We start from the raw sequence: 17,489 nt of genomic DNA on the forward strand, positions 1-17,489 counted from the left end.
CGGTCACAGGACCTCTCGCAGCACTTCCAGCGCCCGCTCGCGGTCGCCGACCCCGCCGCCCTCGTGCCCGCTGTACGGCCACACGTCGATCGACGTCTCGCCGCCCGAGACGTTGTGGGAGGCGAAGACCGTCGAGGGCGGGCAGATCGGGTCCATCAGGCCGACCGAGCGGTGCACCCGGCAGCGCAGGCGCCGCGAGAAGTGGACGCCGTCGACGTAGGAGAGGGTCCGCTCGACGGCGTCGAGGTCCTCGGGGCGGGTCGCCAGGTAGCGGGCGATCTCCACGTAGGGAGCCTCGTTCGTGACGGTCGTCGCGCGCAGGACGTCGGAGAGGAAGGGCACCAGGGCGATCGCCGCGCGCACCCGGGGGCGCAGCGCCGCCGCGGCGGTCGCGAGCGCTCCGCCCTGGCTGCCGCCGAAGACCGACACGCGGTCCGGGTCCAGCCCGGGGAGCGCCTCCACCGCGTCGACGGCGAGCGCCGCGTCCGCGATCAGGCGCCGGTAGTAGTACGTCTCGGGCGACTCGATGCCGCGGGTCGTGACCCCGGGGTACGCGGGTCCGCTGCCGTGGGGGTCGGGGGTGGCTCCGGAGCGGGCGAGGCGGCCGGCTCCCTGGCCTCGCGCGTCGACGACCAGGTGCGCGTACCCGGCGGAGGCGATCCAGAGGTGCTCGATCGGCCGGCCCCGTCCGCTGCCGTACCCGGGGTACTCGATCACCACGGGGAGCGGGGCGCCCGGGTCGACCGCGGGGGTCACCAGCCAGGCGGCGATCGGCTCGCCCGCGAAGCCGGGGAACCGCACGTCCCGCACCCGCACCAGCGGGAGGCCCGCGTCGACCGGCGCGGCGCTCACGGCGGAGCCGCCCTCCCACCCGAGCGCGAGGGTGGCCCGCCAGAAGGCGTCGAAGTCGTCGGGCTCCGCGACCTCTGCACGGAACTCGCGGAGGGCGGCGAGGGGGCGATCCGTGAACACCGGGTCAGCCTTTCAGACCGGAGTGCGCGAGCCCTTCCACGAACTGCCGCTGAGCGAGGAGGAACACGGCCAGCACGGGCACGACCGTCATCGTCGCCGCGGCGAGCTGCACGTCCCACATCTCCCCGCCGTAGGCGTCGGTGAAGCGGGTGAGCGCCTGGGGCAGGGTGAAGAGCTCGGGCGAGGTCAGGTAGACCGTCGGCTCGAGGTACATGTTCCAGGACCCGAGGAAGGTCAGGATCGCGACGGCCGACAGCGCGGGCTTGGACAGCGGCAGGAAGATGCGCCGCCAGATCCCGAAGCGGCCGAGGCCGTCCAGGCGCGCGGCCTCCTCGAGCTCGCCGGGCATCGCGATGAAGTACTGCCGCATGATGAACGTGCCCAGCACCGCCGGCGCTCCGACCATCGGCACCAGCAGCAGCGGCACGTGGGTGTCGATGAAGCCGAGCTGCCGGAAGATCTGGAACAGCGGGATGATCGTCACCTCCGTCGGCACCAGCAGGCCGGTCAGGACGACGAGGAACACCGCGTTGCGGCCTGGGAACGGGATCCGGGCGAAGGCGTAGCCGGCCAGGCTCGACACCAGCAGCGTGACCACGGTGACCGTGACCGCGATGTAGAGGCTGTTCCAGTACTGGAGCGCGAACGGCTGGAACCGGAACGCCTCGGCGTAGCCCGCCAGGCTCGGCGAGTCCGGCAGCAGGGTCGGCGGGTTCGAGAAGATCTCGTTCACCGGCTTGAACGACGAGGCGATCATCCAGAACGTCGGCACCGCGAACGGCAGCACGAGCAGGATCAGCGTCACGACGAGCAGGGCGGTCATGAGCGGGCTGCGGCCGCGGCGGCGCTTGACGGGCGGCTCCGGGACGGCTTCGAGGCGTGGCGTGAGCGGGGTCCCCTGCTCGACGACGGCGTCAGTTCTCATAGAAGACCCATTTCCTGCGCAGCTGCCACTGCACGACCGTGAGGATCAGGACGAAGAGGAGCAGCATCAGCGAGAGCGTCGCGCCGTAGCCGATGTCGCTGAACTCGAAGGCCTGTTGGAACACGTAGTAGACGAGCACTGTCGTCGACAGTTCCGGCCCGCCCTCGGTCAGGACGGCGACCTGCGCGAACGCCTGCAGCGAGCCGACGATCGTGAGGATGCCGGTGAGGAGCAGGGTGGGCGAGATGAGCGGGAGCGTGATCCGGAAGAAGATCGCGCGGGGGCTCGCGCCGTCCAGCCGGGCCGCCTCGTAGAGGTCGCCCGGCACCCCCTGCAGCGCGGCGAGGAAGAGCACCATGTTGACGCCGACGCTGCGGATGACCTGCGTGACGATGACGCTCGCCATCGCGGTGGGTCCCTCCTGGAGCCAGTTCGGCCCGTCGAGGCCGACCAGCGAGAGCAGGCCGTTGATCGCGCCGTTGTCCTGGAGGAGGAAGCCCCAGACGAGGGTCCAGGCGACCACCGAGATGACGACGGGCGAGAAGAAGAGCGTGCGGAACAGGGCGCCGCCCGGGATCCTCCGGTTCAGCAGCACGGCCAGGCCCAGCCCGAGGGCGAGGTTCAGGACGACCACTCCCCCGGAGAAGACCGCGGTCGTGCCGAGCACCGCGCCGATGCTCGGGTCGTTGATCGCCCGCTCGTAGTTCTCGCCGCCCACGAAGGTCATGGAGCCGGTGAAGACGTTCCACTCGTTGAGGCTGAACCAGACCGCGAGCCCGACGGGCAGCAGCACGAACACGATCACACCGAGCAGCTGGGGCGCGATGAAGAGCCAGCCGGCGAGCGCGTCGCGGCGCCGGAGGTTCCAGTAGGCGCCGGCGGGAGCGGATCGGCGGCTGTCCGTCGAGGTCGCGGTCACGGGATCACTTGCCCTGGAGGACGGGCGCGATGGCGTCGCAGACGCCTCCGAGCACCTCGGCGACGTCGGCGTCGGCCGACCACATGCGGTCCAGCGCCGTCTTGCCGACCGAGGTGATCTCGGCGGGGCTCGTCACCGGAGGGGTGGCGGACACGTCGGCGAGCTCGTCGACCACGACGCGGTCGAGCTGCTCGGCGCTGAGGCGGGTGTTGACCTTCGCCAGCTCCTCACCGGACAGCAGCGACTCGCGGGGCGGCGGGAAGAACTGCGCGAGCTTGGCGGAGTTCTCCGGGTTGGTCATGAACGAGAGGAAGCCGGTCGCCTCCTCCACGTGGTCGCCGCCTGCGAGCGCCGCCATGCCGGCCTGGCCGATGTTGCCGTACTCGCCGGCGGGGCCGACGGGCAGCGGGTAGATCTCGAACGGGAACGAGCCGTCGAGCAGGCTCGCGCGCGAGACCTGCGCGGTCGTGAACGCGGCGTCGCCGGCGAAGAAGTCCGCCGTCACGCCGGGTCCGGGGGTCGCGCCGCTGACGTAGACCGAGTCGTGGAAGAACTGGAACGCCTCCACCATCTCGGGCGAGTCCATCGTGCACTGGGTCCCGTCGTCGCTCCACGGCTGGGCTCCCCAGCCCGCCCAGAGGTTCGCGAGGCTCAGCCAGCCCGAGAAGTCGAAGTCGCGGATGATGTAGCCGGCCTTGCCGGTCGACTCGTTGACGGCCGCGCCGATGCGGTCGACGTCCTCCCAGCTGAGCGTCGCGGGGTCGACGGTCTGCCCGGCCTGCGCGATGAGGTCCTGGTTCACGTACAGCGCGAACGGCGAGTTGGAGAACGGGTACGCGTAGAGCTCGCCGTCCTGGCTGAACGACTGCGCCACGCTGGGCAGGATGTCGTCGTACTCGTAGCCCTCGGTCCCCTCGAAGGTCTCGGTCAGCGGAGCGAGCGCTCCGGCGTCGATCAGGTCCTTCGCGATGTCGCCCACCCAGGCGAGGTCGGGGGCGTTGCCGCCCGCGGCCTGCGTGGTCAGGGTCGAGTTGTAGTCCGCGAACGGGAGGGACTCGAAGGTCACGGACTCGATCTCGGGGTGGTCGGCGATGTACTCGTCGGCCATCGAGTCGAACAGGGCGAGCTGCTTCTCGTCGGAGGTCCAGACGGACATCCTCAGAGCGACGGGTGCTGAGTCGTCCCCGCCGCCGGCGGCGCCGCAGCCCGAGAGGGCGGCGATCACTCCGACTGCGGCGAGCGAGGCCATCAGCTTCTTCGCTGGTCTCATCGTCTCTCTTTCTCCAATGGTCTTCTCGGTGTTCCCGGTCAGTACCCGACGACGTCGGGCCAGTGGGTCTCTACGCCGCGCGACTCGAGCCTCGCCTGCAGGCGGGCGACGAGGGCGGGGTCGGCGGCGATCTCGTGGGGCGACAGGTCCTCGGCGAGGGCGAGGGCCGCCAGCTCGCCGACGGCCTCGCCGATGTTCCACTCCACGGGGTGGAGGCGGTACGCGCCGTTGGTGATGTGCGTCGTCCCGATGTTCTTGCCCCCGGGCAGCAGGTTCGTCGGGGTGCGCGGCACGAGGGCGCCGAGCGGGATCTCGAACGGCGAGCACTCCACGTCGAGGTAGTTGTCGCCTCCGGTGGTCGGGTGCAGGTCGATCCGGTACATGCCCACGCCGACGGAGTCGTCGAAGCGCGCGGGGCTCCCCGTCCCGCGGGCGGCAACGGAGATGTCCTGCTCGCGCACCGTGGTGAGCGCGCGGATCCGGCGGGACTCGCGGATGTAGGGGGCCTGCGCGAGGCCGTCGGCGGTGCCCATCACGTCGCCGCGGAGCCGGAGCCCGGGCCAGCCGCGGCCGCCGTCGGGCCGGGGCGCCTCGGTCTGGAGCCAGTAGAAGTACGACAGCGAGAGCGCGCGGGCGCCGGCGAGGTGCTTCTCCGGCTCCGGCACGTCGAGGATCGAGCTGTCGAGGTAGTCGAGCATCGGCCAGTTCGCGAGCACGATGTCGCTGTCGAGCGCGCCCGGCCGGAGGGTCTCGGTCGCGAGGATCCGGCGGAACATCCAGAGGTCGGTGTCCCCGCCCTGCGCGCGCTGGTCCGCGGTGCGGGTGTCGCCCACGGCGTTCACGTGCATCGTGCGGGTCTCGGGGCGCAGCGTCCTCGGGTTCGGCGCGGTGAAGGAGAGGAGCTTCCCGCCCCAGAACGGCACCTCGTACTCATGCCAGTAGTCGTAGTCGGCCGGGCGCTCGATGGTGTGGTCGCCGTCCGCGCTGTCGAAGCCGAAGCACCAGGTGACGGCCTGCACGTTCATCGGGTCGGCGACGGCGGGAGCGCTGGGCTCGCCGTGCTCGTCGCGCGACTCGGAGCCCGTGACGTAGTCGACCTCCGCGAGGGGGAGCAGCTCCCCCGTCTCGGTCGCGTCGACCACGTACCGTCCGGAGACGGCGAGCTCCTCGCCCGAGACCGGGTCGCGCAGCAGGACGCGCTCGATCCGGCCCGGGCCGCCGTCGACGGCGAAGGGGACGACGCCGGTGACGACGCGGATCGCTCCGCTCGAGCGGTAGGGGGCGAGCATCTCGTCGAGCACGGCGACGGCGACGCGGGGCTCGGCGCAGAGCCTGCTCACGAGTCCGCGGCCGGGGTTCAGGCGGTCGTCGCGCATCGCCTCGGCGGTGAGGGGGTAGTTGCGGCGGTAGTAGCCGCGGATGCCGTCGCGGAGGCGCCGGTAGTCGGCGGTGACGCCGAACTGCTCGACCCAGGTGTGCTCGTCCGGCGGGACGCCCTGCGAGGTGAGCTGACCGCCCAGCCACGGGTACTGCTCGGTCAGCACGACCGAGAGGCCGTTGCGGGCGAGGGCGATCGCCGCGGCCACTCCTCCGAGTCCGCCGCCGATCACGGCGACATCTGCTTGCATCGGGGTCACGCGTCCGCCTCGTCCTCGTCGACAGTCTGGGTCATCGGCCTACTACCCGCGGGTAATACGTATTGCCGATTGATTAGACCGTAACGCACGAGTGTCCGGTTGGCAACGGTCTCCGCCGTTCCGAGCGACGCCGCGGCGACCCGCGGGCGTCCTCAGCCGGGAGTGGGCCGGATGTCAGGGCTCGGTGGCATGCTCGACCCCGAGCGCGGCCGGCGGGCGGCGGCGCGGAGCGGAGCAGCATGATCGGGTTGGATCTCACCGGGCGCACGGCCCTCGTCACGGGGTCGGGGCAGGGCATCGGGCTGGCCATCGCGACGACGCTCGCGGAGGCGGGCGCCGAGGTGATCGTGAACGCCCGCTCCGAGCGGTCGATCCGCCGGGCGATCGAGGCGGTCGGCGCGGCGGTGCCGGAGGCGCGGGTGCGCGGAGTCGCGGCCGACGTGTCGACGGAGAAGGGCACGGCCTCCCTCCTGCGCGCGGCCGCCGAGGTGGACGTGCTCGTCAACAACCTCGGGATCTTCGGCTCCGCCGATGCGCTCTCCATCGACGACGACGAGTGGCGCCGCTACTTCGAGGTCAACGTGCTCACCGGCGTGCGCCTCACCCGCGCCTACCTCCCCGGGATGATGGAGCGCGAGTGGGGCCGCGTCCTCTACATCGGCAGCGACTCCGCCGTCGTCACGCCCGCCGAGATGATCCACTACGGAGTGTCGAAGACCGCGCTGCTGGGCGTCTCGCGAGGCTTCGCCAAGGCCGCCGCCGGCACCGGGGTGACGGTGAACAGCGTGCTCGCCGGGCCGACCCACACGGGCGGCGTCGAGGACTTCGTCTACGAGCTGGTCGACCGCGAGCTCCCGTGGGAGGAGGCGCAGCGCGAGTTCATGCGCCTGCACCGGCCGCAGTCGCTGCTGAAGCGCCTCATCGAGCCGGAGGAGATCGCCCACATGGTGGCGTACCTCGCCTCCCCGCTCGCCTCGGCCACCACGGGCGCCGCCGTGCGCGTCGACGGCGGCTACATCGACTCGATCGTGCCGTAGCGCGCGCTCCCGGGGCGCCGGCCGTCAGTGCGGAGGGGCGACCGAGCCGCCGGGGCGCCACGGGCCGCCGATGCGCTCCTGGAGGAGCGGTGCCGCGGGGTCGGCGAGGCGGGCGAGCAGCGCCTCCACTCCGCGGCGGCCGAGCTCGCGGCCGGGCGCGACGAGCAGGTCGAGCGCCGGGTCGGCCAGGTCGGCGACGTCGGGGTCGGAGGCGAGCAGGACGATCGAGAGGTCCTCGGGCACGCGCAGCCCGCGGTGCCGCACCTCGTGCGCGAACCCGACGGCGGCGCCCCCGTTGACGATCACCACGGCGGTCGCGGAGGCGGGGTCGAACGAGCGGGCGAGGGTGCGGCCGCCGTCGGGCGACTCCTCGCAGCGCAGCAGCACGCCCTCGACGCCGCGGGCCGCGCAGGCGAGTGCGAACGCCTCCTGGGTGCGCGCGTAGGGGCCGAAGTCGGCCGCGGCGTCGCGGTCCGGGCCGAGCACGAGCGCCACCCGCGCGTGCCCCAGGCCGGCGAGCCGACCGAGCGCCTCCTCGACCATGCCCTCGAAGTCGATGTCGACCCAGTCGAGGGCGGACGGGTCGCGGGTGCGCCCGATGAGGGCGAAGGGCGTGCCGGAGTCCCGCAGGACCGGTACGCGCTCGTCCTCGCTGGTGACCTGCATCAGCACGACGCCGTCGATCAGGCCGTCGGCGCGCAGGTCGGCGAGGCGGTCGGAGCCGCCGACCGTCGGCCACAGGACGATCGAGTGGTCCTGCTCCGCCGCGGCCTCGGCGGCTCCGAGCAGGAACGAGGTGGCGGTGTTGAGCGGCCGGCTCGACACGAGCGGATAGACGACCGCGACGATCCCCGAGCGGCGCCGCGCGAGGGCGCGGGCCAGGGCGTGCGGCCGGAAGCCGAGCTCGTGCATCGCCGCCCGCACCCGCTCGCGGGTCTCGGGCGAGACGGGCTTGGTGTCGTTGACCACGAACGACACCGTCGCGATCGAGACCCCCGCGAGGCGCGCGACATCCCTCATCGTGGCCACCGCGCCTCCTCCGCTCGCGCCGCCCGGCCGTGGTTGACGCGGGGCGGACGTCTCCCGCATCCTAGGAGACGCGGCCGGTAAAGCGGTTAACCCCGTGTCGGGCCGCCCACCGCCGCACCGTCTCCACCGTCGAAGAAGGAACACCGTGACCACACCCTCCTCCCCCGTCCGCGTCCTCGTCTGGGGCGAGAACCGCCATGAGCAGATCGAGGAGAAGGTCCGCGCGATCTACCCCGACGGCATGCACAGCACGATCGCCGACGGCATCCGCGAGAACCTCGGCGAGCGCGCCACCGTCTCCACCACCACGCTCGACGAGCCCGAGCACGGCCTCACCGAGGACGTCCTCGACGCCACCGACGTGCTCGTCTGGTGGGGCCACATGGCCCACGGCGACGTCTCCGACGAGATCGTCGAGCGCGTCCAGCGTCACGTCCTCTCGGGCATGGGCCTCGTCGTCCTGCACTCCGGCCACTGGTCGAAGATCTTCGGCAAGCTCATGGGCACCACCTGCACGCTGCGCTGGCGCTCGGAGCAGGACCGCGAGCTGGTCTGGACCGTCGACCCCACGCACCCCATCGCCCAGGGGATCCCGCACCCCTTCCTGATCCCGCAGCAGGAGATGTACGGCGAGTTCTTCGACGTGCCGGCGCCCGACGAGCTCGTGTTCCTCTCGACCTTCACGGGCGGCGAGGTCTTCCGCTCCGGCATGACCTGGAAGCGCGGCCACGGGCGCATCTTCTTCTTCTCCCCCGGCGACCAGGACTACCCCGTCTACCACCAGGCCGAGGTGCGCCGCGTGATCGCGAACGGCGTCGAGTGGGTGCGCTCCTCGCGCCCCGAGCGCCGCCTCCCGGTGCTGCAGCGCTACGAGACCGAGGACTTCCACAACGGCCAGGACTACGAGGGAGCGCTCGTCCGATGACGGTCCGCCTCGTCCAGGTCGGCGCCGGCGCGATGGGCCGCGCCTGGATCCGCACCATCCGCGACTCCCCGGACGCCGAGCTCGTCGGCCTGGTCGACCTCGACGTCGACCTCGCCACGGCTGCCGCGGAGGAGGAGGGGGTCGGCCCGGTCGCGGTCGGCACCTCCGTCGCCGAGGTCGCCGCGCGCTCCGGCGCCGACGCCGTGGTCAACGTGACCGTGCCGCGGGCGCACCTGCCCGTCAGCTCGGAGGCGCTGTTCGCCGGGCTGCCCGTGCTCTCCGAGAAGCCGATCGCGCCGACCATCGCCGAGGCGCTGGTGCTCGCGGCGACGGCCGAGGCCTCGGGCCGGCTCCTGATGACCAGCCAGTCGCGCCGCTACTACGCGGCGATCACCGCCTTCCGCGAGCAGATCGCCGGGCTCGGGCAGCTGGGCACCGCCTCCGTGCACTTCGCGAAGGCGCCCCGCTTCGGCGGCTTCCGCGACGAGATGGACCACGTGCTCCTGGTCGACATGGCGATCCACGCCTTCGACGCGGCGCGGTACCTGCTCGACAGCGACCCGGTCGCGGTCTACTGCGAGGAGTACAACCCGGCCTGGAGCTGGTACGCCGACGGAGCCGCGGCGAGCGCCGTGTTCGAGTTCGCCGGCGGAGTGCGCTTCAGCTACACCGGCAGCTGGTGCGCCGACGGCCTCGAGACCTCGTGGAACGGCGACTGGCGCGTGAACGGGGCCGGCGGCACCGCGCACTGGGACGGCGACGGCGCTCCGGAGTGGCAGTCGCGCGAGTCGGAGGCGGTGCGGACCGCCACGCTCGAGCCCGTGCCCGAGGAGATAGCGGGCTCGCTCGCGGAGTTCGTGCGGGTGCTGGGCTCGGGGGCGGTGCCCTCGGGCGAGGTGCACTCGAACGTGCGGAGCCTCGCGATGGTGGAGGCGGCGGTCCGCTCCTCCGAGACGGGTGCGCGGGTGCGGCTCGACGACGTGCTGGAGGAGGGGTACGCGGAGGCGCTGACGCTCGCGCGCGACGAGCGAGTCCGCGCGGCCCTCGGCTCCTGGGGCTCGGCCGCGGAGGGCCTCGCGCGCTGACCACGCCGCCTGGCGGATCTCGAGGCGTCCGTGCGGCGGACTGCGGCACGCGGCGTCTCGAGACCCCCGCCCGGTCGCGGCTCCGCCACCGCGCGTTCGCCGGGCGGACACCTGCGGGCGGCGGCGCGTTCACCGGGGGCGGCCAGCGTGGGCGGGTTCCTTCGAAGCCGCTCAGGAGACCCGTGTCCTCTCGTCATACCCGCACCCGCACCGCCGCCCTCGCCCTCACCGTCACCCTCGCCGGCTGCACCCTCGGAGCCGCGGCCCTGCCCGCCTCCGCCGCGGGCGACTCCTTCTTCACCCGTATCGCCACGGTGCCGGCCTACCTCAACGCGGCCGACCCGTCCGCCGACTCCGCCGTCGCCGAGATCTCGAGCGCGTCGCCCGACGGCCGCCTGGTCTACTCGACGGACTCCGCCGGGCAGCGCATCGACGTCCTCGACATCTCGGACCCCGACGCCCCCGAGCCGCGCGGCGGCGTCGGCGTGGGCGGCGAGCCGACGTCGGTCTACGCGACCGGCGAGTACGTCCTCGCGGTGGTCGACACGAGCGACGGCGACTTCGCGAACCCCTCCGGCCACGTCAGCGTGCTGCACGCCGACGACCTCGCGCCCGTCGCGAGCATCGAGCTCGGCGGCCAGCCCGACTCCATCGACGTCACCACCGACGGCTCGACCGCGGTCATCGCGATCGAGAACCAGCGCGACGAGGACCTCGCCCCCGAGGGCGGCGAGGAGGGCGACCTCCCGCAGGCGACCGCCGGGGAGCTCGTGGTGATGGACCTCGCAGGGGACCCCTCCGCCTGGGTGCCGGAGCACGTCGACCTCACCGGTCTCGCCGGCCTCGACACCCCGTCGGACCCGGAGCCCGAGTACGTCTCGATCAACCCGGCCGACACGGCCGTCGCCGTGACGCTGCAGGAGAACAACGCCGTCGCGATCGTCGACCTGGCCACCCGCTCCGTCACCGCCTCGTACACCGCGGGCACCGCCTCCGTCGGCGGCATCGACACGCTCGACGACGACTCGATCTCGCTGACCGGCTCGATCACCGACGTCCCGCGCGAGCCCGACGCGATCGGCTGGGTCGGCGACGACCACGTCGCGATCGCGAACGAGGGCGACTGGAAGGGCGGCACGCGCGGCTGGTCGATCCTCGACGCCGCGACCGGGGCCGTGCAGTGGGACGCCGGGAACTCGTTCGACCACCTCGCGGTGCGCCTCGGGCTCTACCCGGACAAGCGCTCCGACGCGAAGGGCTCCGAGCCCGAGGGCCTGCTCTCGGCCACCTTCGACGGCGTCCCCTACGTGTTCGTCGGCGCCGAGCGGGCGAACTTCGTGGCCGTCTACGACGTGTCGGAGCCGACCGCGCCGCGCTTCGTGCAGGCGCTGCCGTCGACGCCCGGCCCGGAGGGGCTGCTCGCCCTGCCCGAGCGCGACCTGCTGGTCGTCTCGAGCGAGACCGACGACGCCGAGGCCGCCGTCCGCGCGAGCGTGCAGCTCTACGCGCTCGGCGCCTCCGCCCCCGCGTTCCCGACCGTGCTGTCGGCCGACGTCGACGGATCGCCGCTGCCCTGGGGCGCGCTCTCGGGCCTCTCGACCGACCCGGCGGCGCCCGACCGTCTGTACGCGGTGAGCGACAGCGCCTACGCGCCGAGCACCCTCCACTCGATCGACACCTCCGTCTCGCCGGCGCTGCTCGACACGACGCTCACGGTGACCGAGGGCGGCGAGCCCGCCGCTCTGGATCTGGAGGGGATCGCCGCCCGGATCGACGGCGGCTTCTGGGCCGTGACGGAGGGCGGGACAGGCGACGGCAACGCGCTCCTGCGACTCGACGCGGACGCCGCGGTGACCGAGCGGATCGCCCTGCCCGCGGAGCTCGCCTCAGCGCTGGGCAAGCAGGGCTTCGAGGGCGTGACCGTCGAGGACGGCGCCGCCGGTGAGATCGTCTGGACGGCGCTGCAGCGCGAGGCCTCGATCGACGCCGACGGAGTGGTCCGGATCGGGCGCTACGACGTCGCCGCCGACAGCTGGAGCTTCTTCGGCTACCCGCTGGAGGCCGTGTCCGGGGCGGACGGCGACTGGAACGGGCTCTCGGAGATCACGCTGACCCCCGCGGGCACGCTCGCGGTGATCGAGCGCGACAAGCTCAACGGGCCGGACGCCACGCTGAAGGCCGTGTACACGGTGCCGCTGCCGACGGAGGCCGGCGCGGCGGTCGGCGAGACGCTGCCGATGCTCGAGAAGACCCTCGCGGTCGACGTGCTGCCCGCGCTGCAGGCCGGGAACGGCTGGACCCAGGAGAAGCTCGAGGGCCTCGGGATCACCGGCTCCGGCGAGGTGTTCGCGGTGACCGACAACGACGGCGTGGACGACGCGAACGGCGAGACGGTGCTCGCATCGCTCGGCTCCGCGGAGTCCGTATTCGAGGCGGGGACGGTGCCGACTCCGGGGTCGACGGCTGAGCCGACAACGGCGCCGACCGCGCAGCCCACGGTCGCGCCGACGACTGAGCCGACCACGGCGCCGACCGCGCACCCCTCGGCCGAGCCGAGCCGCACGCCGGCTCCCGCTCCGGCCGGCGCCGTTCCTCCGCGGACCGGCTCGGGACTCGCGAGCACCGGCGTCGAGACGGGCTGGACCGCCGCGGCGGCTCTCGCCCTGCTCGCCGGTGGAGCGCTCGCGCTCGGAGTCACGCGCCGCCGCCGCGACGCGCGCTGACGGACGCCGACGGCCCGGGGGACAGTGTCCTCCGGGCCGTCGGCGTTCCCCCGCGCGAGCGGGGCGGGTGGTCGGGTGTCAGCTTCCGGTGGGGGCGTCCTCGGTGTCGGGAGCGGTGCCCTCGGCGGGCGCGTCCGTCGACGGCGCACCGGTCGACGGCGCACCGGTGGACGGAGCGTCGGTCGAGGTGGAGTGCAGCGGGGTGGCGCTGGAGGTCGGCGTGCTCGACGGCGTCGCGGCGAACGCGGCGGTCGAGCCGAGCGCGACGAGTCCGAGGGCGCCGACGGCGATGCCGATGGTCAGGGCGCGCTTCTTCGGACGGCGCGGCCCGAAGCTCGAGCCCTTCTCGGCGGGGGTGGTCGACTCGGTCATGGGTGTCTCCTCGTTCCGGCCCGGTGCCGACCCCGTTCGGGATCGGTTGCGGCCGGTTCCATCTCAGATTCGAAGGCGAATCTGAAGCCGGACTTAAGAACAGACCCTCCACAGCAGACGCCGGGTGCGCCCCGATCCGCGGCCCCTAGATTCGAGCACATGCCCTCCTCCGCCCGTGTGCTCCTCATCGAGGACGACGACGCCATCCGCTCCTCCGTCGAGACCGCGCTGCGCAGCGAGCGCTTCACGGTCCGTGGTCTCGTCTCCGGCGAGGACCTCGCCCGCGAGCTGAGCACCTTCGCTCCGGACCTGGTGATCCTCGACTGGATGCTCCCCGGACCGAGCGGCATCGTGCTCGCCGAGCGGATCCGCCGCAGCAGCGACGCGGCGGTGATCATGCTCACCGCCCGCGACGCCGTCGACGACCGCCTCCGCGGCTTCGACGAGGGCGTCGACGACTACGTGGTGAAGCCGTTCGTGCTCGCCGAGCTCGTCAAGCGCGTGACCGCCGTGCTGCGCCGCCGCGGCCGCATCCCGTCCGTCGTCGAGATCGGCGACCTCGTCGTCGACCCGGAGTCGGGCCGCGCCCGCCGCGGCGGCGTCGCCCTCGACCTCACCGCGACCGAGTTCCGCCTCCTCGCCTTCCTCGCCGGGAACCGCGGCCGCACCCTCACCAAGACCCAGATCCTCACGCAGGTCTGGGGCTACGACCACGTCGACCCGAACCTCGTCGAGGTGCACCTCAGCTCCCTCCGCAAGAAGATGGAGGCGCACGGCGACCGGCTCGTGCACACCGTCCGCGGCCTCGGCTACCGGGTGGAGGCGTGAGCCGCGCCCAGCCGGGCGCGCTGCGGACGGGCTCGCTCCGCCTCCGCACCGTCCTGGCCGTGCTCGCTCTGCTGGCCGTGCTGCTCCTGGCCCTCTCGGCGACGGTGCAGGCGGTGCTCGGCGAGCGCCTCCGCGACCAGATCGAGGAGCGGCTGCAGGACCGCGCCTCCGCCGCCGCCGCGCTGGTCGGCACGATCGCCGACGACGCCCTCGCCTCGCGCCTCTCGGCGCAGGGCGTCTCGGTGCGGATCACGAGCCCCGAGGGCGAGGACGTCGTGGCCGGGCCGAGCCCGGAGCAGCTGCGCCTGGGCCCGGGAGCCGCCGACCAGCTCGGAGAGCCGCCGTCGCCGCCCGGCACGAGCTCCTCCTCCGGAGCCGTCCCGCCCCGAGCCGCCTCCGCCGCCGCCACCGTCGTCTCGAGCAGCGTCGCCGCCGACGACGAGCTGATCACCCTCGAGTCGACCCTGAGCGACGGCACCCGCCTCGAGCTCACCAGCGAGGCCGGATCGGTCGGCAGCACCCTCGCGCAGCTGAACGGGATCCTGCTCGGCGCGTCGGCCGTGTTCCTCCTGCTGGCCGCGCTCGCGCTGATCGTCGTGGTCCGCGCGACCCTCCGGCCCCTCGAGCGGATGACCGACGTGGCCCGCGACATCGCGCACGGCGACCGCGGGCGGCGGCTGCGCCCCTCCCGTCCGCGGACCGAGCTCGGCCGCACCGCGACCGCGTTCGACGAGATGCTCGACGACCTCGAGCAGGCCGAGCGCAGCGCCCTCGCCGCCGAGGCGACGGCCCTCGCGGCGGAGCAGCGGATGCGCGCGTTCGTCTCGGACGCCGCGCACGAGCTGCGGACGCCGGTCGCCGGCATCCAGGCCGCCGCCGACGCGCTCGTCCGCGCCGACGGCGGCGAGCAGGAGCGCGAGCGCCTCTCGGTGCACGTCGTGCGGGAGTCGCTGCGCGCGGGCCGCCTCATCCAGGACATGCTGCTGATGGCGCGGCTGGACGAGGGCCTGGCTGTGGAGTCGCGTCCGCTGGACCCCGCGGGCGTCGCCGAGGCCGCGATCGAGCGCCAGGAGCTGCGCCGCCCGGGCCTCGCGATCGAGCTGCACCGGCCCGCCGAGCCGCTCCGGGTCAGCGCCGACGCCGACCGGCTGGCCCAGGTGCTCGGCAACCTCCTCGAGAACGGTGCCCGCTTCGCCCGCTCCCGGATCGACGTCGCCGTCGAGGCGGCCGCCGACTCCGTCACGATCACCGTCGACGACGACGGCCCCGGCATCGCCGAGGCCGACCGTGAGCGCGTCTTCGACCGCCTCGTCCGCCTCGACGACGCCCGCAACCGCGCCGACGGCGGCTCGGGCCTCGGCCTGCCGATCGCGCGCGGGCTGGCCCGGGCGCTCGGCGGCGACCTGGTGGCGCAGGAGGGACCGGTGGGAGCGCGGTTCCGGGTGACGCTGCCTCGCGCGGGCTGACGCCGCCCCGCTCCCCCTAGGCTCGACGGGCGCGCGGGCCCCGCTCCGCCGGGACGGCAGGAGTGGCTCCATGGACAGGGACGACGCGGAGCAGCGTGTCCGGCAGGCCCGCGACGAGGCCCCGAGGTTCGGGAGCGGTCCCCTGCTCGCCACCTTCACCGTCCGCCACCGCCGCGGACTCGACGTCGCCTTCGTGCTCGACGGCGCCGACGGGGACTTCCAGATCGGCATGGGCGCCGCGTCCGACGACTTCCGGAGCGTCCTCACCGTCGGCGTCGACCGCGAGGACGGCCGCATCCGCGGCGTCTCCAGCTGGACCGTCGACGGCCGCGAGAGCCGCGTGCCCGTGCGGATCCTGCACCGCTCCGCCACCGTGATCATCGTGGAGGCCGCTCCCCTCCCCCTCGACCGGCGCCCGTCCTCGCTCAAGTGCTGGTCCTTCCTCCGCCGCGCCTCCGCCGACCACCACTCCGACGTGCTCGGCTTCGTGTCCCCCGACCTGGCCGACCTCCCCCCGGTCCGACTCCTCACCGATCCGCGGGCGCGGCGCGGGCGCTGAGCCGGCCTCCCGCGCGAGGCGGCGGATCCCGCCCGACCCGCAGGCGCCGGTGCGATCATGCGCTGACGCGACCCGCCCGGAGGTCCGCCCGACCCGGAGGAGCGCCCGTGACGCAGGAGGTGCAGTCGTCCCGGCTGCGGTCGCTCGGGAGCGAGGCGTTCTTCGGGGCGACGGTGGTCGTCGCGGCGGCGTGGTCGGGTGCCCGGGCGTTCCAGCTCTACGGAGGGTGGGGCGTGGTGCTCGCGGTGGCCGCGGTGATCGTCGCGGTGCTCGGCTTCGGGCTCCGGCGGCGCGTCGAGGAGCGGTGGTCCCGGCCGAGGCTCGAGAGGCTGCGAGCCGAGCATCCGGACGGCGGCGTCACCGCGGTGCTGAACACTCCGGAGACGCTGGCCTCGCTGCGGACGCTCGCGGTCGCCGGAGCCGCGGTCGACCTCCCGGCGCTGCGCGCGGCGAAGCCGGACCCCGTGCTGCTGGCCGTCGTCACCGCGAGGGCGCTCTCGCTGTTCCGCGCCGACGCGGACCTCTCGCCGATCGCGTTCCTGCCCCTCACCGCCGGGGACGCCCCCGAGTCGGTGACGGGCTACCACCACGGTCACGCGCTCACGGCTCCCGTTCTCACGGTCCGGCAGCAGGGGACGGAGCAGCGGCTCGCCCTCTTCCCCGCCGACGGCGCGCGGACGATCACCGGTGTCCTCGGCTGCTGAGCGAGGCCCGCTGCGCATCGCCGGGAGTCTCCGCCCCGCGGCGGATCCGGCAGCGCCGCGCCGCGCGTAGCGTCGGGCGATGGACATGTCACTGCTCGGCACCAGCGTGGTCGCCGCCCTGTGCGGGGCCGCGTATCTCGGAGTCGCGATCCTCGCGGTCGCGCAGGTCCTCCGCTCCGGCCTCGATCCCCTGCGGAAGGGCCTGTGGACGATCGCCGTCGTGGTGGCGCCCTTCCTGGGGTCGATGGCGTGGTTCCTCGTCGGGCGGCCCGGAGCCCGAGCCTGAGACGCGGCTCAGCCCGCACCCATGCCTACGATCACCGATCGCGCAAGCACCTGCTCGCGGGGCGCCCGCACGTCAGCATGAGCGGGATGAACACGATCGAGGAGGCGGGCGCCTGGGCGCGCGCTCTGGTGCGCCGCGAGTTCGGCGTCGGCCTCGTCGACCTGGAGCCCGTCGTCGGCGGACTCGACCACAGAGCGCGCGTCTGGTGCGCGGCCGACGGCTCCGGGGCGCTGTGGAGCGTCAAGGCGTCGGCCCGCGACGGGCGCTTCGGACTCGCGCTCTCGGCGTCGCTGGGCGAGTCGGGGGTGCCGGGCGTCGCGGCGCCGCACCGCGCCTCCGACGGGCGCCCCTGGGCGGAGGACCGGGGGCTGCGGGTCTCGGTCGCGCCGTGGATCCTCGGCGAGGACGCCGTCGACTCCGGCGAGGACGCCCTCGACTGGGAGGGGTTCGGCGCGGTCCTGCGCTCCGTGCACGACGCCGAGCCGCCGACCCTCGCGCCTCCCGTGCGGCGGGGCATCCGCCGCGTCCGCCGTCCGCTCGCCGACCTCCTCGCCGAGACCGACGAGAGGATCGACGCGCAGCCGGAGCCCCGCCCCCGCCTCACCGCGCTGTGGCGCGCGAACCGCTCCCGCCTCGACGCCCTCGCCGGCGCTGAGCGGCGGCTGAAGCGCGCCCGCACGCCCACTTCCCGCGTGCCCCTCCACGGCGACCCGCATCCCGGCAACGTCGTCATCGACGAGAGCGGCCGCCCC

At 73.8% G+C, this 17,489-nt stretch carries 17 protein-coding genes; 10 read left to right on the forward strand and 7 right to left on the reverse strand.

Annotated elements, in window-relative coordinates; translation table 11 throughout:
• Nucleotides 1-3 precede the first annotated feature (3 nt).
• The 5 genes from C5B98_RS13695 to C5B98_RS13715 are packed head-to-tail and all read right to left on the reverse strand — an operon-like array spanning nucleotide 4 to nucleotide 5,714.
• On the reverse strand, nucleotides 4-972 hold the full coding sequence (locus tag C5B98_RS13695) for an acetylxylan esterase (protein ID WP_104224313.1): 969 nt from the start codon (nucleotides 970-972) through the stop codon (nucleotides 4-6).
• Between the two features lie 4 nt (nucleotides 973-976).
• Complete coding sequence (locus C5B98_RS13700; RefSeq protein ID WP_244229554.1) at nucleotides 977-1,897, reverse strand: carbohydrate ABC transporter permease; 921 nt, start codon at nucleotides 1,895-1,897, stop codon at nucleotides 977-979.
• Entirely contained in the window at nucleotides 1,887-2,816 is a 930-nt protein-coding gene (locus C5B98_RS13705) for a carbohydrate ABC transporter permease (protein WP_104224314.1), read from the reverse strand. Before C5B98_RS13705 ends, C5B98_RS13700 begins: the two co-directional genes overlap by 11 nt.
• A 4-nt stretch (nucleotides 2,817-2,820) precedes the next feature.
• Entirely contained in the window at nucleotides 2,821-4,086 is a 1,266-nt protein-coding gene (locus tag C5B98_RS13710; protein WP_104224315.1) for a sugar ABC transporter substrate-binding protein, read from the reverse strand.
• Nucleotides 4,087-4,124: 38 nt separating this feature from the next.
• Nucleotides 4,125-5,714 carry an FAD-dependent oxidoreductase gene (locus C5B98_RS13715; RefSeq protein ID WP_104224324.1) on the reverse strand — a complete coding sequence of 530 codons (1,590 nt, stop codon included), beginning with the start codon at nucleotides 5,712-5,714 and terminating at the stop codon, nucleotides 4,125-4,127.
• Between the two features lie 251 nt (nucleotides 5,715-5,965).
• Between C5B98_RS13715 and C5B98_RS13720 the strand changes: the two genes are divergently transcribed.
• Nucleotides 5,966-6,760, forward strand: a complete 795-nt coding sequence (locus C5B98_RS13720; RefSeq protein ID WP_104224325.1) for an SDR family NAD(P)-dependent oxidoreductase — start codon at nucleotides 5,966-5,968, stop codon at nucleotides 6,758-6,760.
• A 24-nt stretch (nucleotides 6,761-6,784) separates the two neighbouring features.
• Here the strand turns inward: C5B98_RS13720 and C5B98_RS13725 are convergent, their stop codons facing one another.
• Nucleotides 6,785-7,780, reverse strand: coding sequence for a LacI family DNA-binding transcriptional regulator (locus C5B98_RS13725; protein WP_258062335.1), 996 nt, complete (start codon nucleotides 7,778-7,780; stop codon nucleotides 6,785-6,787).
• 154 nt (nucleotides 7,781-7,934) lie between these two features.
• Between C5B98_RS13725 and C5B98_RS13730 the strand changes: the two genes are divergently transcribed.
• The 3 genes from C5B98_RS13730 (at nucleotide 7,935) to C5B98_RS13740 (ending at nucleotide 12,522) form a co-directional block, all read left to right on the forward strand.
• Nucleotides 7,935-8,714, forward strand: coding sequence for a ThuA domain-containing protein (locus tag C5B98_RS13730; RefSeq protein WP_104224317.1), 780 nt, complete (start codon nucleotides 7,935-7,937; stop codon nucleotides 8,712-8,714).
• Complete coding sequence (locus tag C5B98_RS13735) at nucleotides 8,711-9,799, forward strand: Gfo/Idh/MocA family protein (RefSeq protein ID WP_104224318.1); 1,089 nt, start codon at nucleotides 8,711-8,713, stop codon at nucleotides 9,797-9,799. Before C5B98_RS13730 ends, C5B98_RS13735 begins: the two co-directional genes overlap by 4 nt.
• Nucleotides 9,800-9,981: 182 nt before the next feature.
• Nucleotides 9,982-12,522, forward strand: a complete 2,541-nt coding sequence (locus C5B98_RS13740) for an esterase-like activity of phytase family protein (protein ID WP_104224319.1) — start codon at nucleotides 9,982-9,984, stop codon at nucleotides 12,520-12,522.
• 78 nt (nucleotides 12,523-12,600) lie between these two features.
• On the opposite strand, the gene C5B98_RS13745 is transcribed toward C5B98_RS13740, so the two are convergent.
• Nucleotides 12,601-12,894, reverse strand: a complete 294-nt coding sequence (locus tag C5B98_RS13745; protein ID WP_104327941.1) for a hypothetical protein — start codon at nucleotides 12,892-12,894, stop codon at nucleotides 12,601-12,603.
• Nucleotides 12,895-13,053: 159 nt separating this feature from the next.
• Here C5B98_RS13745 and C5B98_RS13750 point away from each other — a divergent pair, with 159 nt between their 5' ends.
• From C5B98_RS13750 to C5B98_RS13775, 6 genes are all read left to right on the forward strand, one after another.
• On the forward strand, nucleotides 13,054-13,722 hold the full coding sequence (locus tag C5B98_RS13750; protein WP_104225192.1) for a response regulator transcription factor: 669 nt from the start codon (nucleotides 13,054-13,056) through the stop codon (nucleotides 13,720-13,722).
• A complete protein-coding gene (locus C5B98_RS13755; RefSeq protein WP_104225193.1) occupies nucleotides 13,719-15,188 on the forward strand; it encodes a HAMP domain-containing sensor histidine kinase in 1,470 nt (489 codons plus the stop codon). The genes C5B98_RS13750 and C5B98_RS13755 overlap by 4 nt, the downstream gene beginning before the upstream one ends.
• A gap of 70 nt (nucleotides 15,189-15,258) precedes the next feature.
• Nucleotides 15,259-15,747 carry a hypothetical protein gene (locus tag C5B98_RS13760; protein ID WP_104225194.1) on the forward strand — a complete coding sequence of 163 codons (489 nt, stop codon included), beginning with the start codon at nucleotides 15,259-15,261 and terminating at the stop codon, nucleotides 15,745-15,747.
• A gap of 107 nt (nucleotides 15,748-15,854) precedes the next feature.
• The gene (locus C5B98_RS13765; protein ID WP_104225195.1) at nucleotides 15,855-16,451 is read left to right on the forward strand and encodes a hypothetical protein; all 597 of its coding nucleotides are present in this window, start codon (nucleotides 15,855-15,857) and stop codon (nucleotides 16,449-16,451) included.
• Nucleotides 16,452-16,530: 79 nt separating this feature from the next.
• Nucleotides 16,531-16,737 carry a PLD nuclease N-terminal domain-containing protein gene (locus C5B98_RS13770; RefSeq protein WP_104225196.1) on the forward strand — a complete coding sequence of 69 codons (207 nt, stop codon included), beginning with the start codon at nucleotides 16,531-16,533 and terminating at the stop codon, nucleotides 16,735-16,737.
• 86 nt (nucleotides 16,738-16,823) lie between these two features.
• The coding region (locus tag C5B98_RS13775; protein WP_181065550.1) for a phosphotransferase at nucleotides 16,824-17,489 on the forward strand (666 nt) is incomplete at its 3' end.

The organism is Rathayibacter sp. AY1A5, from assembly GCF_002930875.1.
Taxonomy (GTDB): Bacteria; Actinomycetota; Actinomycetes; order Actinomycetales; family Microbacteriaceae; genus Rathayibacter.

What these genes read in the sequence shown, in the direction of transcription:
- C5B98_RS13700 (WP_244229554.1), bottom strand. Translation starts at nt 1,897, where the DNA reads ATGAGAACTGACGCCGTCGTCGAGCAGGGGACCCCGCTCACGCCACGC.
- C5B98_RS13710 (WP_104224315.1), bottom strand. Translation starts at nt 4,086, where the DNA reads ATGAGACCAGCGAAGAAGCTGATGGCCTCGCTCGCCGCAGTCGGAGTG.
- C5B98_RS13715 (WP_104224324.1), bottom strand. Translation starts at nt 5,714, where the DNA reads ATGCAAGCAGATGTCGCCGTGATCGGCGGCGGACTCGGAGGAGTGGCC.
- C5B98_RS13725 (WP_258062335.1), bottom strand. Translation starts at nt 7,780, where the DNA reads ATGAGGGATGTCGCGCGCCTCGCGGGGGTCTCGATCGCGACGGTGTCG.
- C5B98_RS13735 (WP_104224318.1), top strand. Translation starts at nt 8,711, where the DNA reads ATGACGGTCCGCCTCGTCCAGGTCGGCGCCGGCGCGATGGGCCGCGCC.
- C5B98_RS13745 (WP_104327941.1), bottom strand. Translation starts at nt 12,894, where the DNA reads ATGACCGAGTCGACCACCCCCGCCGAGAAGGGCTCGAGCTTCGGGCCG.
- C5B98_RS13750 (WP_104225192.1), top strand. Translation starts at nt 13,054, where the DNA reads ATGCCCTCCTCCGCCCGTGTGCTCCTCATCGAGGACGACGACGCCATC.
- C5B98_RS13760 (WP_104225194.1), top strand. Translation starts at nt 15,259, where the DNA reads ATGGACAGGGACGACGCGGAGCAGCGTGTCCGGCAGGCCCGCGACGAG.
- C5B98_RS13770 (WP_104225196.1), top strand. Translation starts at nt 16,531, where the DNA reads ATGGACATGTCACTGCTCGGCACCAGCGTGGTCGCCGCCCTGTGCGGG.